Source organism: Natrinema sp. LN54 (genome assembly GCF_052439245.1).
Classification (GTDB): domain Archaea; phylum Halobacteriota; class Halobacteria; order Halobacteriales; family Natrialbaceae; genus Natrinema; species Natrinema versiforme_A.
This window is the reverse complement of record NZ_JBQVRP010000003.1, coordinates 459,668-479,499: the sequence shown is the minus strand read 5'-3', so window position 1 is coordinate 479,499 and position 19,832 is coordinate 459,668. Positions and strand designations below refer to the sequence as shown.

At 66.4% G+C, this 19,832-nt stretch carries 20 protein-coding genes; 9 read left to right on the top strand and 11 right to left on the bottom strand.

Going from position 1 to position 19,832, the window contains the following annotated elements; all coding sequences use genetic code 11:
• The first annotated feature begins 64 nt into the window (after positions 1–64).
• Positions 65–925: an ATP phosphoribosyltransferase gene (hisG, locus tag ACT4ML_RS11680; protein ID WP_444721022.1), complete on the top strand. Its 861-nt coding sequence runs from the start codon at positions 65–67 to the stop codon at positions 923–925.
• Between the two features lie 22 nt (positions 926–947).
• Here the strand turns inward: hisG and ACT4ML_RS11675 are convergent, their stop codons facing one another.
• Both ACT4ML_RS11675 and ACT4ML_RS11670 read right to left on the bottom strand, forming a co-directional pair.
• Positions 948–1,367 (bottom strand): DUF7344 domain-containing protein, encoded by a 420-nt coding sequence (locus ACT4ML_RS11675; protein ID WP_444721021.1) that lies wholly within the window; start codon positions 1,365–1,367, stop codon positions 948–950.
• A 359-nt stretch (positions 1,368–1,726) separates the two neighbouring features.
• Positions 1,727–2,287 (bottom strand): TATA-box-binding protein, encoded by a 561-nt coding sequence (locus ACT4ML_RS11670; RefSeq protein WP_006671604.1) that lies wholly within the window; start codon positions 2,285–2,287, stop codon positions 1,727–1,729.
• 204 nt (positions 2,288–2,491) lie between these two features.
• On the opposite strand from ACT4ML_RS11670, the gene ACT4ML_RS11665 reads away from it, so the two are divergent.
• Positions 2,492–3,586: a methyltransferase domain-containing protein gene (locus ACT4ML_RS11665; protein WP_444721020.1), complete on the top strand. Its 1,095-nt coding sequence runs from the start codon at positions 2,492–2,494 to the stop codon at positions 3,584–3,586.
• 227 nt (positions 3,587–3,813) lie between these two features.
• On the opposite strand, the gene ACT4ML_RS11660 is transcribed toward ACT4ML_RS11665, so the two are convergent.
• From ACT4ML_RS11660 to ACT4ML_RS11650, 3 genes are all read right to left on the bottom strand, one after another.
• Positions 3,814–4,251 carry an acyl-CoA thioesterase gene (locus ACT4ML_RS11660; RefSeq protein WP_444721019.1) on the bottom strand — a complete coding sequence of 146 codons (438 nt, stop codon included), beginning with the start codon at positions 4,249–4,251 and terminating at the stop codon, positions 3,814–3,816.
• Positions 4,252–4,335: 84 nt separating this feature from the next.
• The gene (locus tag ACT4ML_RS11655; protein WP_444721018.1) at positions 4,336–5,340 is read right to left on the bottom strand and encodes an AAA family ATPase; all 1,005 of its coding nucleotides are present in this window, start codon (positions 5,338–5,340) and stop codon (positions 4,336–4,338) included.
• Between the two features lie 63 nt (positions 5,341–5,403).
• The gene (locus ACT4ML_RS11650) at positions 5,404–6,531 is read right to left on the bottom strand and encodes a DUF7282 domain-containing protein (RefSeq protein WP_444721017.1); all 1,128 of its coding nucleotides are present in this window, start codon (positions 6,529–6,531) and stop codon (positions 5,404–5,406) included.
• Positions 6,532–6,814: 283 nt separating this feature from the next.
• Between ACT4ML_RS11650 and rnz the strand changes: the two genes are divergently transcribed.
• Positions 6,815–7,759, top strand: coding sequence for a ribonuclease Z (gene rnz, locus ACT4ML_RS11645; protein ID WP_444721016.1), 945 nt, complete (start codon positions 6,815–6,817; stop codon positions 7,757–7,759).
• A 120-nt stretch (positions 7,760–7,879) separates the two neighbouring features.
• Positions 7,880–9,853 carry a DUF460 domain-containing protein gene (locus ACT4ML_RS11640; protein ID WP_444721015.1) on the top strand — a complete coding sequence of 658 codons (1,974 nt, stop codon included), beginning with the start codon at positions 7,880–7,882 and terminating at the stop codon, positions 9,851–9,853.
• A gap of 9 nt (positions 9,854–9,862) precedes the next feature.
• Here the strand turns inward: ACT4ML_RS11640 and ACT4ML_RS11635 are convergent, their stop codons facing one another.
• Entirely contained in the window at positions 9,863–10,123 is a 261-nt protein-coding gene (locus tag ACT4ML_RS11635; protein ID WP_444721014.1) for a hypothetical protein, read from the bottom strand.
• A gap of 67 nt (positions 10,124–10,190) precedes the next feature.
• Positions 10,191–10,370, bottom strand: coding sequence for a DUF7470 family protein (locus ACT4ML_RS11630; protein WP_138243432.1), 180 nt, complete (start codon positions 10,368–10,370; stop codon positions 10,191–10,193).
• Positions 10,371–10,506: 136 nt separating this feature from the next.
• Here ACT4ML_RS11630 and eif1A point away from each other — a divergent pair, with 136 nt between their 5' ends.
• A complete protein-coding gene (gene eif1A, locus ACT4ML_RS11625) occupies positions 10,507–10,797 on the top strand; it encodes a translation initiation factor eIF-1A (RefSeq protein WP_006431933.1) in 291 nt (96 codons plus the stop codon).
• A gap of 420 nt (positions 10,798–11,217) precedes the next feature.
• Positions 11,218–12,567: a S8 family peptidase gene (locus ACT4ML_RS11620; protein ID WP_444721013.1), complete on the top strand. Its 1,350-nt coding sequence runs from the start codon at positions 11,218–11,220 to the stop codon at positions 12,565–12,567.
• A 75-nt stretch (positions 12,568–12,642) separates the two neighbouring features.
• Here the strand turns inward: ACT4ML_RS11620 and ACT4ML_RS11615 are convergent, their stop codons facing one another.
• The 3 genes from ACT4ML_RS11615 to ACT4ML_RS11605 form a co-directional block, all read right to left on the bottom strand.
• A complete protein-coding gene (locus tag ACT4ML_RS11615) occupies positions 12,643–13,755 on the bottom strand; it encodes a pyridoxal-phosphate-dependent aminotransferase family protein (protein ID WP_444721012.1) in 1,113 nt (370 codons plus the stop codon).
• Positions 13,756–13,872: 117 nt separating this feature from the next.
• A complete protein-coding gene (locus ACT4ML_RS11610) occupies positions 13,873–14,355 on the bottom strand; it encodes a plastocyanin/azurin family copper-binding protein (RefSeq protein WP_444721011.1) in 483 nt (160 codons plus the stop codon).
• 114 nt (positions 14,356–14,469) lie between these two features.
• Positions 14,470–15,702, bottom strand: a complete 1,233-nt coding sequence (locus tag ACT4ML_RS11605) for an MFS transporter (RefSeq protein ID WP_444721150.1) — start codon at positions 15,700–15,702, stop codon at positions 14,470–14,472.
• Positions 15,703–15,841: 139 nt separating this feature from the next.
• Here ACT4ML_RS11605 and ACT4ML_RS11600 point away from each other — a divergent pair, with 139 nt between their 5' ends.
• Positions 15,842–16,498: a DUF6517 family protein gene (locus tag ACT4ML_RS11600; RefSeq protein WP_444721010.1), complete on the top strand. Its 657-nt coding sequence runs from the start codon at positions 15,842–15,844 to the stop codon at positions 16,496–16,498.
• Positions 16,499–16,773: 275 nt separating this feature from the next.
• Here ACT4ML_RS11600 and ACT4ML_RS11595 read toward each other — a convergent pair whose 3' ends face one another.
• Positions 16,774–17,112 (bottom strand): DsrE family protein, encoded by a 339-nt coding sequence (locus ACT4ML_RS11595; RefSeq protein WP_444721009.1) that lies wholly within the window; start codon positions 17,110–17,112, stop codon positions 16,774–16,776.
• A gap of 166 nt (positions 17,113–17,278) precedes the next feature.
• Here ACT4ML_RS11595 and ACT4ML_RS11590 point away from each other — a divergent pair, with 166 nt between their 5' ends.
• Together ACT4ML_RS11590 and metX are read left to right on the top strand one after the other, a co-directional pair.
• Positions 17,279–18,616, top strand: a complete 1,338-nt coding sequence (locus tag ACT4ML_RS11590) for an O-acetylhomoserine aminocarboxypropyltransferase/cysteine synthase family protein (RefSeq protein ID WP_444721008.1) — start codon at positions 17,279–17,281, stop codon at positions 18,614–18,616.
• Positions 18,613–19,818 carry a homoserine O-acetyltransferase MetX gene (metX, locus tag ACT4ML_RS11585; protein ID WP_444721007.1) on the top strand — a complete coding sequence of 402 codons (1,206 nt, stop codon included), beginning with the start codon at positions 18,613–18,615 and terminating at the stop codon, positions 19,816–19,818. Before ACT4ML_RS11590 ends, metX begins: the two co-directional genes overlap by 4 nt.
• The last annotated feature ends 14 nt before the right edge of the window (positions 19,819–19,832 follow it).

Below are 19,832 nucleotides of genomic sequence, written 5' to 3'. Positions count from 1 at the left end.
GGCCGAACCGCCAACTCGGCCGGATGAAAAGACAATTCCCCCGCCGCCGCCAAGGGACCAGCATATGCGAATCGCCGTTCCCAACAAGGGCCGCCTGCACGAGCCGACGATCGACCTCCTCGAGCGGGCGGGGCTCCACCTCGAGAACGGGGCCGACCGGAAGCTCTACGCGGACACCGTCGATCCCGACGTGACCGTGCTGTTCGCCCGCGCGGCCGATATCCCGGAATACGTCTCCGACGGCGCGGCCGACCTCGGGATCACGGGCTTCGATCAGGTGCAAGAAGCGCGCGTCGACAACGTCGCCGAACTGCTCGACCTCGAGTTCGGGCGCTGTCGGCTGGTGCTCGCGGCTCCGGAAGACGGCGGCATCGACGGCGTCGAGGATCTGGCGGGCAAGACCGTCGCAACCGAGTTCCCGAACATCACGGCGGACTTCTTCGCCGAAACTGGCGTCGACCCCGACATCGTCGAGGTCTCGGGCGCGACGGAACTCACGCCCCACGTGGAGATGGCCGACGCTATCGTCGACATCACGAGTACCGGAACCACGCTGAAGATGAACCGGCTGGCCGTCGTCGACGAGGTCCTCTCGAGTTCGGTGCGCCTGTTCGGTCGCGAGGACGTCCTCGACGAGCCGAAGATCGGCGAGGTCCGGACCGCGCTCTCCTCGGTCAAACACGCCGAGGGCAAGCGCTACCTGATGATGAACGTGCCGCGGGATCGACTCGAGGCCGTCCGCGAGGTCATTCCGGGGCTGGGCGGGCCGACGATCATGGACATCGCCGACGAGGGAGACGACGAGGCGAAGGTCGCGGTCCACGCCGTCGTCGACGAGGGAGACGTCTTCGAGACGATTACAGAGGTCAAGAACGCCGGCGCGAGCGATATTTTGGTGACCGAGATCGAGCGCCTCGTCGAGTAATCGCGGGCGGTCGCGGCCCGCGTTACTCGAGTCGGGCGGCGATCGGTCGGTCGAGGGACTCGAACTCGAGGAGGGATTCGAACGCGGCGCAGTTGGCCGCCGGGCCGACGAGGCTCCGCACCCGATCGAAGTGGACGATATCGTGTTCCTCGAGCAGGGGGAGGTGCGTTTCACGGAGCGAGGTGTGGATCCGCTGGCGCAGTCGGTGGATCGTCGTCCCGACCGTGGGATCGTGCTCGGCGTCGGCGAGTCGCCCGACCAGCGTTCGCAACGCGATCGGATCGTCGGCGGCGAGTACGCAGCGGACCACTTCGCGCCGGCGATCGCTGTCGACGACGTGCCGGATCGTCTCACGCGCGAGCGGGCGGCGGCCGATCGCGGCGTCGCTCCCGAGGTGAAACCGATCCGAAACCGGCGTCGTTCGATCTGGGTGGATCGTCATGGACACGTGAGAGTCAGGAACGGGTTCCCGGATAAACGCGAACGGTCGTTTTGACGAGTCTGGCTCGATTCAGGCGAGTCGGCCCCGCTCGGGCGGGATTGAACGGTCGATAATCCGGTGAAAGGGACGATGGGGAGTATGACAATCGGCGAGATCGGCAATGGCTCGAGACGGAGGGTGCGTCGCGCGGACGGGTAAGTAGACACTACCGGCGCACTATCGGCGGGTGGTCGAACGATGGACGCTCACGGACACGGCGCCTGCTGTCGGCGGGCGCGAGGACGTGTCCGTGAGCGGAAAACGGACTGGTGGCGCGGGCACCGCTCGAGGCGGTCGAAGGCGGCCGAAAACGGGCGGCGTTACTCGAGCAGGCCGAGGTCCTCGAGCCGGGAGACGATCTTGTCGACCGCGTGTTCGGCGTCTTCGGGCTTTTTGCCGCCGGTGATGACGAGCTTTCCGGAGCCGAAGAGCAGGGCGACGACTTCCGGTTCGTCGAGTCGATAGACGAGACCCGGGAACTGCTCGGGCTCGTACTCGATGTTCTCGAGGCCGAGGCCGATGGCGATCGCGTTCAGGTTGAGGTTACGGCCCAGATCGGCCGAGGTGACGATGTTCTGGACGACGATTTCGGGATCTTCGTTGACCTGAATCTGGAGTTCGCGGAGCTTGTCGAAGACGATTCGCAGGCTCTCGTGAACGTCGTCGGTGCTTTTCGCGCCGGTACAGACGATCTTCCCGGAGCGGAAGATCAGGGCGGCGGATTTGGGATTCTGCGTTCGGTAGACGAGACCGGGGAACTGCTCGGGGTCGTAGTCGGCCCCCTCGAGGTCCATGGCAACGCTCTGGAGGTCGAGTTCCTGTCCGATGCCGGTCGACGCCACCACGTTTTCGATGTTGATGGTGTCCTTCGGATCCGTCATTAGTCGCTTAAAAAGACGTATTTAAGGTTTATAAAGGTTAGTACCGCCACCTGATATATCCGGTTTATACGCTCCCTGCGATTTCCGGGACGGCCGATTTCCGGGTGGTAGACGGGGCGCAGGTGTGATATTTGGTATCGTGCATAACCGGCCGGTTCGCGGAAAGCGGTAGGCTCATGGCCGGTCCGAAGCGATGGTTCGACCGTGTATCTGCTCGAGTTCGGCGGCGAAGACGACGCGTTCGCGGCCCGCGAGGCGGCCAGCGCGGCGACCGGCATCCGCCGAATCGCACCCGGGCTCGCCGTCGCGGGCGGAATCGTTCCCGAACGCGTCCGCGGACTCGCCTACACCCGGCGCGCGAGCGAGCTCCTCGGCCGCGGCGACGCCGACCTCGCGAGCGCTCGCACCGTCCTCGAGGCCGCCTCGATCGACCGAGAGGGAACCGTCGCGGTGCGAGCGACGGACGTCCACGGCTCGAGCGGCGTGAGCACCGAGCGCGCGGAGCGCGAACTGGGACAGGTGCTGGTCGACCGCGGGTTCGCGGTCGACCTCGACGATCCGGACCATCTCTTGCGAGTCGTGTTTTCGGAAGGTGTACTTGCGGCCGATTCGGGCGCGGACGCTCTCGAGCACGAGGAGCGTGCGGACGGCGAGGAGTCCGCGGGCGAGCGCGTCTCCGTCTGTGCGCTCGGGTGGCTCGCGGCCGAGAGCGTCCGGGATTTCGGCACTCGAGCGCCGACGGACAAGCCCTTCTTCCAGCCCGGCAGCATGGATCCCCTGCTCGCGCGCGCCGTGGCGAACGTCGCGGGCGCTCGGCCGGGTGCGACGATTCTGGACCCGATGTGTGGCACCGGTGGCGTACTCGTGGAGGCGGGGCTGGTCGGCGCTGACGTGGTCGGCACCGATGCGCAGGCGAAGATGGCCGCCGGAGCGCAGGAGAATCTGGGTCACTTCCTCGCGACCGACGAGCCCTCGCCGACCGGCGTCTCGCGGGGCTCGTGGCACGTCGGTCGCGGCGACGCGACCCAGCTACCGCTGGCGGACGACGCGGTCGACGGCGTGGTCTTCGACGCCCCCTACGGCCGCCAGTCGAAGATCGAGACCCACCGGCTCGAGGACCTCGTCTCGGGCGCGCTCGCCGAAGCCCGGCGGGTCGCGCCGCGCGCGGTCGTGATCGCGGATCGATCGTGGCGAAGCGAGGCGCGAGCGGCGGGCTGGGAACTCGAGTCGGCGTTCGAACGGCGCGTCCACCGGTCGCTGACGCGGTACGTGATGGTCCTCGAGCGGCGAACAGGGTGATTTCCCTTCGGTATTGTACGTGACAGCAGGGTGATTTCACCTGCCGTCCGAATCACCGACGCGACGAGTGCGCTGCTATCGTGGCAACGGGGAGTCGCCACGTCCTCCCCAACCGATTCGCTCGTTCACTACGTTCACTCGCTCATCCCTCGCGCAACGTTACGTCGCGGTTCGTCGCGGACTCACCGCGCCCCGGCGCGCGCCACCGCAGAAATCACAGTGGGCGTTCAGCCCTCGATCTCGTGGACCCGATCCCGAAGCCGCTCCCCTTCCTCGCTCTCGATCGAGAGGTCGGGAACGGGGACCTTCTCGCCGTTCTCGTCGATCGCGACGAACGTGAACGTGGACTCGGTCGTTTTCTCGCTCTCTCCCGTCCGGGGTTCCTCGCGCCACGCGCGCAACGCGACGTGGACGCTCGTTTTGCCGGCGTCGTAGACGTAGGCCTCGACGAGGGCGGTGTCGCCGATTTCGATCGGGCGCTCGAAATCGAGTTCGTTCACGCGGGCGGTGACGCAGGTCTCGCCGGCGAATCGCATCGCCGACATCGCGCTCACCTCGTCGAGCCACTTCATCAGATTGCCGCCGTGGAGCGTGTCGTTGTTGTTCGCGTGGTTCGGCTGGACGCGAAACCGGTTCTTGATGTGGGTCTCGAGAAGCGTCGGCATGCCGGATCGTTCTCACGGGAGGGGGATAACGGTCGGTGTCGGCGAGAGATTGGCCGGTGAATCGTCCGTCACCGGTGTCGGGAGTCAGGCGTCTCGGCCCAGTTCCGCCAGCAGGTGCGAGACGTGAACGCGGTCGCTCGTCCCCTCGTGCATCTCGAAGTCGACATCGGCGGCCAGCCGGTGGATGCGCGCGAGTCGGTCGCCCTGATACCGCTTGCGGGCGATGCGGAGGACCTCCTCGAGCACCTCGTTGCCGTCTAACCCCTCGTCGACGAGCAGGTCGTCGAGCGTCGAGCGGGCGTCGGTGAAGTCGCCGGCCTCGGCGTCGTCTAACATCGACTCGATCTCGTCGTCCAGTCCGACCTCGCCGATGGTCTCGTAGGCCGCGCTCATCGTGAGTTCGCCCTCGTCCTCGACGGTCGTCTGGGCCGCAAGAATCGCCTGTCGGAGGTTCCCGTTCGCGTAGCCCGCGACGAACTCGAGGCCGTCGTCGTCGTAGTCGACGCCCTCGCGCTCGACGATGCGCTCGAGGACGGCGACGATCTCGTCGCTGCTCGGCGAGGGGAAGGAGACGGGGAAACATCGCGAGCGGATCGGCGGGATGAGCTTGGTGGGCTGGCGGGTCGCGACGATAAACTGCGTCGTCCGGTGGTGTTGTTCCATGATCCGGCGCAGGGCCTGCTGGAAGTCCTCGCGGACGTCCTCGGCGTTGTCGAGCAGGATCGTCGTGTAGCCGCCCGAGACCGGGGCGTAGCTCGCGGACTCCTTGAGGACGTGGTTGATCATGTCCCGTTTCGACATCGACGAGCGGCCGACGAGGAAGTGCTCGAACCGGGGGTCGTTCTTGATCTCGGTCTTGGTCCGGCCGAAGAAGTCGGCGACGTTGATCTCGACGAAGTCGTTGTCCGGGTCCGCGTGTGCCTCGCGGGCCAGTGCGCGCGCTGCGGCCGTCTTCCCGCTCCCGGGCGGTCCCTGCAGGAGGAGGTTGATCGGCTCCTCGACGGCTCGCTCCAAGTACTCGCGAGCGTCGTCCTGTGGCAACTCGGCCAGCTCCGGGGCGTGGGTTTCGGTCCACAGCGGCGCGTCCATCGCCAGCCGATAGGTGCGGGGCGGGTAAGAATCGGTCGGTTAGTCGTCGCTCGAGGCGGGGGATTACTCGCCGGTCGACTCGTTTCCGTCGCCGCTCCCGTCTGTCGAGTCGTCCGCGCCCGCGTCGGCGATCGTGAACGTCGTTTCGACCGGCTCGCCCTCGAACTCGATCGGCGACGCGGCGTCGGCTTCGCCCGGCGAGCCCGCGTAGAGAGCGGCCGTCAGTTCGTCGTCGTCGGCGATCGACGCGTCGTCGGATAGCTCGACGGTCACGTTCTCGTGTTCGCCGGGCTCGAGTCGGTCGGTCGTACCGACCGTCGTGCCGTTTTGCTCGACGGCCACGAATCCCTGCTCGGGGATCGCCGCGGCGACCGTCACGGTCTCGTCGGAGGCGTCGGCGACCGAGACGCTCGGATCGGTGTGGAACTCGAGGTCGATGTCCGAGACCGCGCCGTCGCCGTCGGTGTAGATACCGATCGTCCGGTTGCCCGGCGGCGCGCCGCTCGTGTCCGTCTCGAAGGTCACGGTCCGGGACTCGCCGCCCTCGAGTTCCAGCACCTGTCGCTCGAAGACGGCCCCGTCGATGCGGACCGTCACCGACTGCTGGGTCTGGAACTCGGTCGGGTTGCGGATCGTCGCGTTCACCTGAACCGTCTCGTTGGTCGTCGCCGTCGCGGGCGCATCGATCGATTCGACGAGGAACGAGTCGCCGAGCGCGTCTTCCTCGGTGGTCGTCACCGTCGCGGTGTCGCTGACCGGAACCCCGTTCTCGAGGTAGGGTTGGTCTTCCTCGCCGTCGGTCGCCTCGTACGCGTAGCCCTCGTCGTCGGAGGTGTCCCGGTGGACCGTCGCCGTGAGCTGGCCGACGAGTTCCCGGGTGGAATCGTCCTCGCGCTCGACGGTGACGTTCTCGTGGGTCCCCGCCTCGAGTCGGTCGGAGACCGCGAGCGGTTCGTCGCCGCCGTCGGTGAGCACGACGTAGCCGCCGTCGGAGAGGGAGACCTCTCGAATCGTGACATTGCTGCCGTCGCCTTGCTGGTCCTCGAACGTGATCGACGCCTCGGGGTCCTCTTCGACGCCGAAGATGGCGGGGGCCTGCCCGACGACGATACCGGCGGCGAGCACGATCGCGATCGCGATCAGGATGGCGACGATCCGCTTGAGCGTGCCGAACGTCAGTCTCGAACTCATTGGGGGTGTCGTCGTTCCCGTGTTGGGACTGGACCGACGTAAAACGCACAGTCCGTTCGCAGGCCGGTAGATCGTTCCGAGACAGTTTACGTGAATAGTCGCCACTTATCACAGTTCACGAACCCTGTTCGTCGCCCCAGCTGAACCGATAGAAATTCGAACCGAACGACCGACTCGAACACTGACGGCGACGATTCCCACGGACTGGGGTCGGTTCCGGACCGGAAATACGGGCTCGAGCGATCCGAAGCCGGTTTAGCCGCGGCCCGCCGAAGGGCTACCGATGGCACTGCGCGTGACGTTTCTGGGGACGGCCGGGGCGATTCCGACGACCGAACGGAATCCGAGCAGCGTCTTCGTCACCCGCGAGGGCGAAGGGTTGCTGTTCGACGCCGGCGAGGGAACCCAGCGTCAGATGATGCAGTTCGGGACCGGCTTTTCGGTCTCCCACCTGTTCGTCACGCACCTCCACGGCGATCACGTCCTCGGGATTCCGGGACTGCTCCAGACGATGGCCTTCAACGACCGCGAGGAACCGCTGGCGATCCACACGCCCCACGGCACGCGCCAACAGCTCAAATCGCTGGTCAACGCCCTCGGGAACCGTCCCTCGTTTCCCGTGCGGATCAGCGAAGTCGGCGGCGGCGACGTCGCCTACCGCGCCGAGGAGTACGAGGTCCGCGCGTTCGAGACCGACCACGACACCCGCTCGGTCGGCTACGCGCTCGTCGAAGACGACCGCAAGGGCCGGTTCGATCGCGAACGCGCCGAGGAGTTGGGCGTGCCGGTGGGACCGAAGTTCTCGAAACTCCACGAGGGCGAACCCGTCGAACTCGAGGACGGCACCGTGGTCGACCCCGAGCAGGTCGTCGGCGACCCCCGCCCGGGCCGGTCGATCGTCTACACCGGCGATACCCGCCCCGCCGAGGCGACGATCACAGCAGCCGACGAGCCGGACCTGCTGATCCACGACGCCACTTTCGCCGACGACCGCGCCGACCGCGCCGCCGACACCGCCCACTCGACGGCCCGTCAGGCCGCCGAAATCGCGAACCGAGCCGGCGCGGACCGGCTCGCGCTGATGCACCTCTCCTCGCGCTACGCCGGGCGGACCGACGACCACGAACGACAGGCTCGCGAAGTCTTCGCGGGCGATGCGGACGACGCGTTCGTTCCCCAAGACGGGCAGTACCTCGAGATTCCGTATCCGGACGACGACGAGCAGTGATCGACGGGTCCCCGTCGCCGTGACCACGGTCGCGATCTCGTTCGAGCGCCGGCGGTCCGCGATTCGAGCGGCGTGCGAACCCGCGTCGGATTTATAGCCGTCTCGTTCCTATAGCTCTCTGTGAGTACGCGAACGAGTGCGCTCGATGCAGTCGTCTTCGGCGTCGACATCCAAAGCGGTGACGTGCGCGGCGATGCGCCATCGTACGCACTGGCCGTCTACGACGGGGAAGACGTCACCCGGGACGTCGTCAGCCACCGAAAGCTCAGGCGACTGATCGACGACGAGGAGCCGGCGATCATCGCGACGGACAACATGTACGAGTTGGCCGCCGACAAGGACCAGCTCATCCACTTCCTCGGCTCGCTGCCCGCCGGGACCATGCTTGTCCAAGTGACGGGTGCCGAACAGCCCGAGCCGCTCTCCCGCGTCGCGAAGCGACACAACATCCCGTACGGAAAGGACCCGATGCAGGAGGCCGAGGCCGCCGCCCGACTGGCCGCCCACAACGTCGGCCACGAGGTCTCGGCCTTTACCGACACGACCGAAGTCAAGGTCGCACGCGGGCGCTCGACCGGCAGCGGCGGCTGGAGCGAGGACCGCTACACTCGCCGCATCCACGGCTCGGTCCGGAAACGGGCCCGCGAGGTCGAGTCCGAACTCGAGGACGCCAACCTCGAGTTCGAGAAGGACGCCCGGGAGTCCTACGGCGGCCTCGCAAACGCCATCTTCACCGTCCAAGCTCGGCCGAGCGACATCCCCGTCTCGCGCAACCGGTCGGGCGACGTCCGCGTCGAGATCGAGCGCCAGCGCCGCGACGGCATCGAGTTCCGGCCGCTGGTCAAGCGCCGCGATCACGTCATCGTCGGGATCGACCCCGGGACGACGACCGCCGTCGCCATCGTCGGCCTCGAGGGCGAGGTGTTAGACGTCTGGAGTTCCCGCACCAGCGACACCGCCGACGTAATCGAGTGGATCGTCGAGCGCGGCCGGCCCGTCATCGTCGCGGCCGACGTGACGCCGATGCCCGAGACCGTCGAGAAGTTCCGCCGGAGCTTCGACGCCGCGGGCTGGGCCCCCGAAACCGATCTCCCGGTCGACGAGAAACAACACCGCACGCGCGAGCACCCCTACGATAACGACCACCAGCGCGACGCGATGGCCGCCGCGCTGTACGCCCTCGACGCTCACGAGGACCAGTTCGCGCGGATCGCCGACAAACTCCCGCCGGGGATCGACCGCGGCGAGGTCACCGCCCGCGTCGTCGCCGGCGAGGAAAGCGTCGAGGCCGTCCTCACCGACCTGAACGACGAGGATGAATCCCAAGACGACTCCACCGACCACGAGCCCCGCGAACTGAGCGAGGAGGAAAAACGGATCAAGGACCTCGAGCGACAGGTCGAGCGCCTGCAGTCCCACGTCGAGCGCCTCGAGGGCCGCGTCGAGGACCGCGACGACCGGATCGACGAACTCGAGACCGAACTGGGCGTCGCCCGCCGCGAAGAGCGCAAGGAGGTCCGCCGGGACCGCGAGGTGAGCCGACTCGAGCGGAAGGCGAACCGGCTCGAGCGCGAGCGCGACGAGGCCCGCGAGGAGGTCGAGACGCTCGAGCGGAAAGTCGAGCGGATGAAGGCCCTCTGGAAGCTCGATCACTCGAACTTCAGCGACGTCTCCGCGGAGAAGGAGGGGCTGGTCCCGGTCAAGGTCGTCGAGAAGTTCACGAAGGGCGCGATCCGCGAGGCCGACGAGCAGTACGGCATCGCCAGCGGCGACGTGGTCTACATCCGCGACGCCAGCGGTGCGGGCCGTTCGACGGCCGAACTGCTCGCGGAGTTCGACCCCCGCGTGATTCTCAAAGACGGCGGCCTCTCCGAAATCGCCGACGAGATCCTCTTCGAGAGCGAGATTCCGGTCGGCCCCGCGGACGACGTCGCCATGCAGGAGGTCGACGAACTCGCCGTCGCTCGCGAGGACGACGTCGAGGCGGCCATCGACGACTGGCACGAGCGCGCCGAAGACAGAAAACGGGACCGCAAAGCCGCGATGGTCGATCAGCTCATCAGCGAACACCGAGCCGGCGACAACGAAGTATAGATCGATCGGTTACGGTTCGGGTCCCGACTCGACCGGCGACAGCACCGTCGGCACGTCCTCGAGTGCGACCTCCTCGCTCAGATCCTCGGTATCGTTGACCGGCCCGTTGACGAACAGCGCGTGGCCGATAAAGGCGATCGCGACGATCCCGAGGCCGACGATCGCAACCGGGAGCGGGACGGGCGTCGCGTAGCCGACGACGGCTCCGGTCCCCAGACTCGTCGCGATCGCGATCAACACGAGATCGTAGTACTGGAGCGTGTGTCCCATACGGAGACAACGAGACGGAGGCGCAAAACGCTTGAGCCTCAGTACCCCGGGACAGACGAGCGAGCGGTCAAAACATGCCGAAACTCTGGAGCATCCCCGAAATCAGGGACTTGACGACCAGCCCGAGGCCGGCGACGATGAGCGCCATTCCGGCTGCGATCAGGGGATTCTGAGACGCGATGAGACCGATACCGGCGAGCAGGATCACGATACCGGCGATACCGAGTGCACCGAGGTTTTTCAACATACGCGGGATTCCAGAGCCGAGCGAAATAAACGGCGTGGTTTCGGGGTCTCACCGCGGTCACATGCGCCCCAGCAGGACGTGATTCGGCCGATCGAATCAGTAAAGGGTTAAACCGCTCGACCGCCAATCCACGGCCATGAGCGACGACGGTGAGGGTGGTCGGAAGAACCTCCGGATGCCCGAGGACGACGAGGTCTTCGCGACCGTCACGAATATGCTCGGGGCGAATCGGGTCAAAGTACGCTGTGCCGACGGGACAGAGCGCACCGCTCGCATTCCCGGCAAGATGCAGAAACGCATCTGGATCCGCGAGGACGACGTCGTCCTCGTCGAGCCCTGGGACTGGCAAGACGAGAAAGCCGACATCACGTGGCGCTACGAGAAGAGCGAAGCGGACCAGTTGCGCGACGAAGGCCATATTCCGTAGACCGAAGTTTTACACTGCGAAATTTTACTCTGCGAGCGCGGCGCTGCCGCGCTCTCGGTAAAATTTCGATCAAAAGCATTCCTCCTTCCCCGCCATTCACTACGTTCATTCTGGGTCAGTCGTCAGCCCGCTCGCAGCCTGTCGGCTGCTCGCGGTGAGCGGCGGTGCTCACGGGCCGCTTCGTTCCCCTTCGCTGTTCCGCGGTTCTCGCCCCTACGGAGCTCCGGACCGCGCACCGCTCGGGTTCTCCGAACCGGTCACTCGCCGACGGGACGCATGAACTAGGTTCACATCCGCGTTCTCGAGGCTCGCGTCCGAGCGAATACGAACCGATGGCGCTCGAGAAGGCACGATCCATCGTATCTACTGACTATCAGTCGACACAGAAGACTTATTCCGCCCTTGTTCATCCACCTGTGCATGAAACTCAGCCGGCGACGAGTACTCGGTGGGATCGGAGCCGGTGCCGCGGCCGGGCTGCTCGGGATGCCGGCGTCGGCAGCGGAGGACGGTCTCGGAACCGACACCGAGCGGGTATTCGTACATCCGAAAACGGGGTTGCTGGACGAACTCGGCGAACTCCTCGACGTGGTCGAGGCCGTCGGCGGCACGACGGTTCTCGAGTTCGACAACTTCGAGTTCGTGGTCGCGGAGGTGCCGTCGACCGGACTGGACCAACTGCGTCGCGACCGCCGCGTGGAGGCCGTCGAAGACGACGACGAGACGGGAATTCCGTCGGACTGGTCGCCGTCGCTGCCGAACCTCTTCGATCCGCCCGGCGGGTCGGATTGTGCGACCCATCCCGACCAACGAGCGTCGTGGGGTGTCGAACGGATCGGTGCCGACGCCGTCGAACCGGACGGATCGGGCGTCGACGTAGGAATTCTCGACACGGGTATCCAGTCGGCCCACTGCAGCCTGTCGGTCGCCGGCGGTCGGAACTTCACCGCCGACGGAACGGCCGGGGACTACGAGGACCGCCACGGCCACGGGACCCACGTCGCCGGGGTCGCCGGTGCCGACGACAACGACCGCGGCGTCGTGGGCGTCGCTCCAGCGGCGAATCTGTACGCGGTGAAGGTGCTCGGCGACGACGGCTCCGGCCGGTACAGCGAACTGATCGCCGGGATCGACTGGTGCATGTCGAACGACATCGAGATCATCTCGATGAGCCTCGGCGGCGACGCCGAGAGTGCCACGCTCGCCCGGGCGATCGACGCCGCACACTCGGACGGCCACCTCCTGCTCTGTGCGGCCGGGAACGAAGGAAACGACGGCAGCGACTCGTGTGCCGCGGAGACGATGACCTACCCGGCGACCCACGAGAACGTCGTCGCGGTGACTGCGATGGACGAAAACGACCGGCTGGCATCCTACAGCAGCGTCGGCTCGGCCGTCGACCTGCTAGCACCGGGGACGGCCATCACCTCGAGCACCATCGACAACGAGTACGCCGAAGCCAGCGGCACGAGCGTCGCCACCCCGTTCGTCACCGGCGTCGCGGCGCTGGTCTGGGAGACTCGCGAGGAGGACGGCCCGGGACCGACCGACCCGGTCCGGAAGATTCTCGGCGAGACGGCGGAGACGGTGCTCGGCACCTGCGCGGAAGGCGACGGGCTCGTGAACGCTCGGGCGGCACTCGGCGACGAGCGCGCGACAGAGGGCAGAGAGTGGAGCGACGGTCCCGTCGGCGGGTTCCGGTCGCTCCTCGAGCGGGTCGTGGACCTGATCGCCGGCTTCCTCGAGTGGCTCCGGGGACTCGTCTCGTAGCCGGATCGAAAACGGCGGACCAGCAAGGAGAAACGAACTCGATCCGACCGCTTTCCTCGCTGCGTTGAACGCCGGCTACAGCCCGGCGACGTCTTCGATGGCGTCGGTAAGCTCTTTGATCGACTCGAGGTCGTGTTCACCCATGTGGCCGATGCGGAAGGTCTCCTCGCCGAGCTGCGAGCCGTAGCCGTTCGAGAAGACGAAGTCGTACTCCTCGCTGACGGCGTCGATGGTTTCCGCGACGTCGATGCCCTGGGTGTTCTCGATGCAGCTCACGGTCTGGGACTCGTAGCCTTCCTCGGGGAACATATCGAAGTGCTCACGGGCCCACTCGCGGGTGTACTCGGCCATCTCCCGGTGGCGCTCGTCTCGGGCCTCGTGGCCCTCCTCGAGCATGTGTTTCATCTGTTTGCGGTAGGCCAGCATGATCGGAATCGCCGGCGTGGAGTGAGTCTGCCCCTTCCTGTCGTAGTAGTCGATCGTCCGCTGGAAGCCGCCGTACCACGATGCGGAGTCTTTCTCGAGTTCGCGGTCGTAGGCGTCGTCGCTGACGACGCAGACGGCCAGTCCCGGCGGCATCGCGAAGGCCTTCTGGACAGATGTAAAGATGACATCGATGTCGTGGTCGTCGATCTCGACGAGGTCGCCGCCCAGCGCGGAGACGGCGTCGACGACGAAGTAGGTGTCCTCGAACTCGGCGACCACGTCGCCGATCTCCTCGATGGGGTTGCGGACGCCGGTCGAGGACTCGTTCATCACGCAGGTGACGACGTCGTACTCGGTGTCGCTCTCCTCGAGGCGTTCGCGGACATCCTCGGGTTTGACCGCCTGTCCCCACTCGTACTCGAGGGTGTCGACGGACTTGCCGAGGCGTTCGGCGACGTTGGCCTGGCGTTCGCTGAAGCTGCCACAGGTTGTGACAAGGACGTTCTCGTCGACGAGGTTCAGAATCGAACTCTCCATGAACTCGGTTCCTGAACCGGTGAGGATGATAACCTCGTTGTCGGTGCCGAGGAACTCCTTTGTGTCCTCGACGATGGTCGTGTAGAGGTCGGTCATCCGGTCCATTCGGTGGCCGAACATGGGCTCGCCCATCGCCTCGATAACGTCCTCGCGTACCTCGGTCGGACCCGGGATATACAGCGTCTTATCGGGATAGTTGTCTTTATATTCGCGTTTTTCGGTCACGCAAATCACCTAACTGGGCCATACTGCGTAGCGAAACGGTATGGTACTTTTGATGCCGTACTGAGACCGGGAGGATAGCCGAAATTGAGAAATGAAAACGGCGAGAACGGACGCGAATTACTCGCTCTGAACGTCGATGCTGCCTGCCATCCCAGAGTCGTAGTGGGGTTCGCAGACGTATTCGGCCATCTCGCTCGTGACTTCGATCTCGTAGACTTGATCCTCGCCGGGCTCGGAGACCTGTTCCGTGGAGTAGTCACCGACCACTCCTTCACTGTCGTCATAGATCGCGAAGTTGTGGCCCTGACCGTCACCCTCGTCCCAGCCGATCGTGTAGGTCTCGCCTTCCTGGAGGGCGATCGTCGGGTTCTCTTGGCCCTCAATAGAAGAGGGGCTCTTGCCGGTCCAACCCAGGCTATCGGCCTTGAACAGGATTTCCGTATCGGGTTCGATCTCAACGGGACCATCGTTGCTGTCACCGTTGCCGTTACCGTTGCCGTTGCCGTCACCGCTGCTACAACCGGCGATGAGCGCCGTCGACGCTGCCGCACCGGTGAGCTTCAGTGCTGTCCGCCGCGAAACCGGATTATCTCGTGCCATCACCGGAGGTTGGGCCTGAGCACATAAAAATTGATACCTTCTCCCGATACAACGTTATGCGAATCCATACCACAAGATAGGAGAGTCACCGCTGCCAGACTTGTTACAGAGGGATTAGGTATCCCGGCTGTCGCCCGATCGAAACCGCTCGGTCGGCTCGAGCGAGAGGCGCAGGAAGACGGGTACCGTGACGACGGCGATGGCGATCTCGAGGCCACCGACGACGAGGAACGCTAGGTCGTAGCCGTAGGTACCGGCGACGGTGCCGCCGATGAGGAAGCCGCCGAGGAAGCCGAGGCTCCCGGCGACGTTGAACCCGGCCATGGCGATCCCGCGCTCGCTCTCGTCGGCGAGATCGGTGACGAGCGCCATCGTGGCGGGGGCGACCAGCGCGCCGAGGACGCCGACGCCGCCCATCGCGATCGCGGCGGTGGGAACCGACGGCGAGGCGCCGACGAGGAGGATGCCGCCGCCGTAACAGATCGAGCCGACGACGATCGGAACGGTGCGGCCGATCCGGTCCGAGAGGGCACCCATCGGATACTGCAACAGGGCGAAGGGCGCGAAAAAGCACGCCAGCATGAGGCCGGTCGTCCCGGCGTCGAGCCCGAACGTCTCCTGAAAGTAGAGGGTCCCCACCAGCGCGAAAAAGCCCGCCGTGAGCCGGTCGACGAAGCCGAACGCGTACGGGATCGAGAGGGTCGGTTGCCGGCGGATGCCGTCCACGAGCGCTCGAGCGCTCCGGCGGTCGTCGACCGCGCGGTCCTCGACCAGCGAGACGAGCGCGCCGACACAGACCAGCAGGCCGGCGGCGACGAGCAGCGGCGCGAGCGGACTGAACTCCGTCAGTTGGCCGCCGATCGGCGCGCCGAGCGCCGCGCCGAGTCCGATGGCGATCCCCGCCGCGCCCATGTTCCGGCCGTGGCCCCCCTCGAGGTCCATCAGCATGGTCATCGTCAGGGAGAACGCGCCGATGGTCATCGCCCCCTGAAAGACGCGCAGGAGGAGGATGCCACCGAAGGGGATCGACCCGAACGTCGGGGCGGCGGCAAGAACGGCGTAGCCGACCGCGCCGGCCAGCGCGCCGACGACGATAAACGGCGTGCGCCGCCCGGTCGTATCGCTGGCGATGCCCCAGACGCCGACGAACGCGACGTAGGCGGCGAATTCGGCGACTAGAAACCACATGCTCGCGTCGAGCGGCGTCGCCGCGAACGCCGATGTCGCCGCGTCGGCACCCAGCGCGTCCACGAGCGTCGCGACACCCGGATAGAGTAGCACCTGCGAGAACAATACCGCGAAGACGAGGGCGGCGAGTACGATCCGGTCCCGGTCACTCGAGTGCACGAGCGGCCCTTGGGACTGCGGGAGTATGAAGCCGTTCGTCTCGAGCGGTTCCCGACTCCGTCCGCCAATACCGTCAGCGCCGATCGCGGAGACGCGCGGAATCGACGCGTTTTCGTTCGCCGGCGACCTGTGGCTATCGATGACAGTCACGCGCCGCGAGTTACTCGCCGCGGGAGCGACCGCCGGGACGGGGATCGTCGCCGGCTGTACCGGGGTCGCCGAGGACTCGCTCTCGTCGACCGTCGGGACCGTCTCGCGGGCGGCGCTCGAGGAGACCGGCTACGAGGAACACACCGTCGAGGAGGTCGTCGTCGAGCGGACCGTCAGCCGCTTTGGCATCGAGCGCTCGATCGAGGCCCGGAACTGGTACGCCGAGTACGACCGGGCGATCGCACTCGATAGGGTCGGGCTGACGCGCGTACAGGCGGCGGTCGTCGCCGTCCTCACGACGCCGCAGGTGTCCGTACTGGGGAAGACGTTCAACCCCGTCGGCGAGTACTCGACGGACGACCTCGTCGCGATGATTCAGGAGCGGTACGACCGACTCGAGGACGTCCGGCTCATCGACGAGCGGTCGATTTCGATGCTGGGGACCGAGACGACGCTCGCCCGGTACGAGGCGAGCGCTCGACTGATCGAGACCGGGACCACGCTCGACGTCTACGTGAGGGTCAGCGACCCCATCTCGCACGGGGACGATTTCGTGGTCTGCGTCGCCGTCTCGCCGCAGGTCAACGGCTTCGAGACCGAATCCGCGGCCGTGCGGACGATGCTCGAGTCGCTCGAGCACGAGTGAAATCGACTGACTGGGTTTTCCGGAGTGGTTCCGACGAAGACGAGTGGTCTGCTATCGTGGCAGCAGGCAATCGCCACGCCCTCCCCAACCGATTCACTCACTCCCGCTGGTCGTTCGTTCATCCCTCTCGCAATATGTCGGCCGTCCTCGCTTTCGCTCGGCCGGCCACAGCGCGCCATCGTGTATCGATTGACCAGACTGGAATAGGACAGTGTTCGCCCGTACCGAACCGGATCAGTTGGGTTTCGAAAACGGCTCTCGGGTCGGAGACGGACCTATGGTCGAATGTAGGCGTACCCCTCGCTCTGCAGGCGCGTGAGTTCGCCGCCACCGGAGGGGACGGTCTCGACGCCCTCGACGAGGTCGGACTCCGCGAGGTCTTTCAGGTCGAGCGTGTTCCCGCAGGCCTTGACCGAGATGCCGGTCTCGAGCAGCGATTCGACCGTGTCGCTGCCGTCGCCGCCGGCCGTTAGCGGCTCGATGCCGTCGGCCTGTGCGACGATGGCGATGTCGTCGATCTCGACGGAGTCGTCCTTCGTGAGGTTCTCGGCGATCGTGAGCGCGGTCTGTTGCTGTTCGGGTTCGTCGGCGATGAGATGGAAGACTGTCTGCACACGCGAATAGCACCGTCGTCCGACAATAGCGTTTGAGCCTGCAAGCGAAGCGGTCGCGGGAAGTTCCGGCTCGAGCGGCTGAGTTATCCGTGCATGATATTCTCTAGTCTGCGGTTTTTGCCGTTACTGCGGTGCATATGAACGTGGAGTAGTATGCATACTAAACATGAGCGACGACGCGAGCGACGGGCACGACGCCGAGAGCGAGCGCGGACTCGGAACGCGCAGCGTCCACGCCGGCCAGTCCCCCGATCCGGAGACCGGCGCGATGGCACCGCCGCTCTACCAGACGACCTCCTACGTCTTCGAGGATGCCGATACTGCGGCCGACCGCTACGCCCTCGAGGACGACGGCTATATCTACTCTCGCATCGCCAACCCGACCGTCACGACGCTCGAGGACCGGCTCGCCGACCTCGAGGGCGGTACGGGCGCGGTCGCGACGGGCAGCGGCATGGCCGCGCTGGACTCCGCAGTTCTGATCCTCGCCGAAGCGGGCGACAACGTGGTCTGCTCGACGGACACCTACGGTGGGACGACCGCCTACTTCTCGAAAACGGCGAGCCGACGGGACATCGAACCGAAATTCGTCCCAACGCTGGAGTACGACGCCTACGAGGAGGCGATCGACGAGGACACCGCCTTCGTCCACGTCGAGACGATCGGCAACCCCTCGCTCGTGACGCCGGACTTCGAGCGAGTCGCCGAGATCGCCCACGACAACGGCGTCCCGCTCGTGGTGGACAACACCTTCGCGACCCCCGCTCTCTGCCGGCCGCTCGAGCACGGGGCCGACGTGGTCTGGGAGTCGACGACCAAGTGGCTCCACGGCTCCGGGACGACCGTCGGCGGCGTCCTCGTCGACGGCGGCACCTTCCCGTGGGGCGAGCACGGCTACGACGAGATCGCCGGTCCGAACCACGCCTATCACGACGTCGACTTCTCGCGGGACTTCCCCGAGGCACCCTTCGCTGCCGCGGCCAGATTCCGCTCGCTGCGCAGTCTGGGCAATCAGCAGTCGCCGTTCGACGCCTGGCAGACGCTGCAGGGTCTCGAGTCGATGCCCTTGCGCGTCGAAAAGCACTGCGAGAACGCCGCGATCGTCGCGGAGTACCTCGCCGACCACGACGATGTCGCGTGGGTCACGCATCCGGGACTCGAGGACCATCCCACCCACGAGAACGCCCAGAAGTATCTCGAGGACTTCGGCGGGATGGTCGCGTTCGGACTCGAAGCGGGATTCGAGGCGGGCAAAGCGTTCTGCGAGAACGTCGAGGTCGCGCAGTTCCTCGCGAACATCGGCGACGCGAAGACGCTCGTGATCCATCCCGCGAGCACCACTCACGGCCAGCTCTCGCCCGAAGAGCGCGAGGAGGCCGGCGTCACCGAGGACCTGATCCGGATGTCGGTCGGGATCGAGGACCCCGAGGACATTCTGGCCGACCTCGAGCAAGCGATCGCGGCGGCGACACGGGCCTGTCGGGACGAGGGTGAGCGTCCGTGACGACGAGGAACACGACCGATCTGGGCGAGTTCCAGTTCCTCTCGGGGGAGTCGATCCCGAACCTCGAAGTGGCCTACGAGACCTACGGCGAGTTCACCGGCGACAACGCGGTGCTGGTCTGTCACGCGCTGACCGGCAGCGCCCACGTCGCCCGCCGGCCGGACGCGGGCGGTGAGACCGCGGGACAGGCCCGCGCGTGGTGGGGCGACGTGGTCGGCCCCGGGAAGGCGATCGACACGACCGAATACTACGTCATCTGTGCGAACGCGCCGGGGTCGTGTTACGGAACGACGGGACCCTCGAGCGAGAATCCCGAGACGGGCGAGCCCTACGGCACCGACTTCCCGCCGGTCACGGTCGGCGACTGGACCCGCGCCCAGCGGAAACTGCTCGACGAACTCGGCGTCGGGCGGCTCCACGCCGTCGTCGGCGGCAGCGTCGGTGGCATGAACGTCCTCGATTGGCTGCGGCGCTTCCCCGACGACGTCGAACGCGCCGGCGCGGTCGCCAGCGCCGCCCGGCTCGACGCCCAGTGTCTCGCGCTCGACACCGTCGCCCGGCGGGCGATCACGGGCGACCCCAACTGGAACGGCGGCCACTACTACGGCGGGCCCGGACCCGAGGAGGGACTGGCTCGAGCGCGCCAGATCGGCCACATCATGTACCTCTCGAAGGCCTCGATGGGCCGCAAGTTCGGCCGCCGCTCCGCGGGACGAGAGGCCGTCCGCGAGGAGCCGCCGGACCCCGCGGCCGCCTTCTTCCCCTACCGGGAGGTCGAGTCCTATCTGGACTATCAGGCGGACAAGTTCACCGACCGGTTCGACGCGAACAGCTACCTCTACATGACCCGCGCGATGGACGACTTCGATCTCTCGGCGGGCTACGAGTCCGACGCCGACGCGCTGGCCGCCTTCGAGGGCGAACTCCTCCTCCTCTCGTTTACCGGCGACTGGCACTTCACGACCGAACAGGCCGAGGCGCTGGCCGAGGCCTGTCGCGAGGCCGCAGTCGACGTCGCCCACCACGTCGTCGAGTCCGACCACGGCCACGACGCGTTCCTCGTCGAACCCGAAAAAGTCGGGCCACCCGTCGCCGACCTGCTCGAGACGGGACTCGCCGGCCGCGCGATCACCGACACGGAACCCGAGACCGACGACTCCGGTGAGTTCGCGCCGGTCCACACGAGCCTCTTTTCGAAGTAATGCGTTAGTGTTGG